General features: G+C 40.9%; 1 protein-coding gene and 1 pseudogene. Both read right to left on the bottom strand.

The window, feature by feature from the left end:
• Positions 1-201 (bottom strand): annotated as a pseudogene (locus tag ADS79_RS36370) (ATP-binding protein); the annotation flags it as partial.
• Positions 194-1,774 (bottom strand): IS21 family transposase, encoded by a 1,581-nt coding sequence (gene istA, locus ADS79_RS33360; protein WP_049742814.1) that lies wholly within the window; start codon positions 1,772-1,774, stop codon positions 194-196. The gene istA and the pseudogene ADS79_RS36370, both read right to left, overlap by 8 nt.
• Positions 1,775-1,895: the final 121 nt, after the last annotated feature.

Raw genomic sequence — 1,895 nt, 5'->3', positions numbered from 1 at the left:
AGGGAACGCCGCCCATTTTAAACGCCTTTCCGTCAGTTTCAGTTCCCGACGTGTCTGCTCGTATTCCAGGACATTTCGAAGAAATGCGAGATAAGAGTGTTGCTGTTTTTCAGCTTCTCGTAGTAACTCTGAAACCCGATGAGATGTTTCGGATAAATGCAACGAACGTAGCAAATCTTGCAGTTGGCTCAGTTCACTCATGATGGCTCTCCTCCAAAATCATCAGATATTGACTCACGTCTCTTTTCTCTGGAGAGACCATCGTAGAGGCTGACAGACTATGTAACGGCTGCACAGTACAATCATGATCAAGCCGTGTGGACACTTTCTGTCGATGTAAGTAAGCGATCATGTCTGTAAACTCATTCGCACTGTATAACTTTCGTTTCGTGCACTCTACTAATCCTTGATCCAGTATCAGGGTCTCTGTTTGACTAATTTGTTTCCTGATCAATTGGAGTTGATCGCGAATGTATCTCGGATGCTTTTTTCGAACACCTTCTAAATACTGCTTCGCCATCTCGGGTTTGGAGAAATACTTAGACAACTGGTCTATATACCCATCTATTCCTTTAGAACGATCACGTGTGTGATTACGATCTTGAATGAGATGTCCTTTGCCAGAATGAATGGCGTGTCTACCTAACCATTCGTTCGTTTCTGTATCATGAATCATAAGAAAAGATTCATCTTCTACGGTTAAACGAATGACTCTCCCGTAAGGCGAATATGTTCCTAACGGGACAGAATAACGATTTGATTTGTATAACACTGTGTTGTCCTTTCGGACAGTCCTTGTTATACTCATATTCAGAGTATTTTTGGCTTGATCAATATGACCAGTATTGATCGATGAGGGCGATCGCAAGTGTTGTTTTTCTAGGGAAAACACTTCGATTGGCCTCTTTTTTGTTGTGTGATGTACTTTTCCATTTCCTGTTCGCTCCAACCATCGTAATCCTTGCTCGTTCCAGGCATCAAGGTTGCTAAAGATACGATGCTTGGCAAAATTGTATTTGATGAATCCTACTACGTTCTCGATTCGACCTTTGCTCTCTGGATCAGCTTTTCTGCAGATTCGTAACGTCAAATTCCGACTTCTACGATATGCTTCAAATTCGGATGTAAGAATGACATCACCGGCATTTTCGCTGACGACGATCAAGTTATCTTGATCGTAAACCAATTCAAAAGGTACCCCATCAAAGTAGCGAAACGCATTTTCATGTGCATTAATGACGTCTTTCGTTGTGAACGGTCTATCTATCCACTCCTTATATTTATAGCGAGAGTGGGACAGTACAAAAGCAATGAAATAGAGTTTTACATTTCTCCCTGAGGTTGCTTTTTGTGTAGTAACTCCAAAGTCAATTTGAGCTTGTTGCCCCATTGGTGGGTCAGGTATGGCTTCATACGAGCGAGATCGAATTTCCTTCGGAATCTCATAGTGAGAACGAAGTTCTCTAACGTACGAACGTACAGTACTTTCTCCAACTTCAAGATCTTCGAATCGCTCATTTAGCCAGTCATACACTTGTGCCGCTGACATATCTGGATGTTCTCTAAGCCATCGGAGAATGAGTTCTTCGTACTTGTCTAACTTCTTTGCTCTAGATTTTGTTGACTCCATCCAATCAACCATTTCCTTAGGTGACTTTTCAAGATAGCGGTACAATGTTGTTCTTGATATTTTTAATTTTTTCGCTATGTTTCGTTTTGTAAAACCTTGCTTTAATAATTGATCAATCTCTACATACACCTGCCACTTATCCACCTTTCACGTCCTCCTATACCATGATGCCTTCCACAAATTTATCATAGTATGGAGTGAAAATTGGGAATTAAGTGTCCAATTTTATCTAGTGGATACTGTCCACTTTAGTTTAGCAGTCACA

Origin of the sequence: Brevibacillus reuszeri (assembly GCF_001187725.1) — a bacterium.
In the GTDB taxonomy this organism is placed as follows: Bacteria; Bacillota; Bacilli; order Brevibacillales; family Brevibacillaceae; genus Brevibacillus; species Brevibacillus reuszeri.
This window is presented reverse-complemented; position numbering and strand designations above follow the sequence as displayed.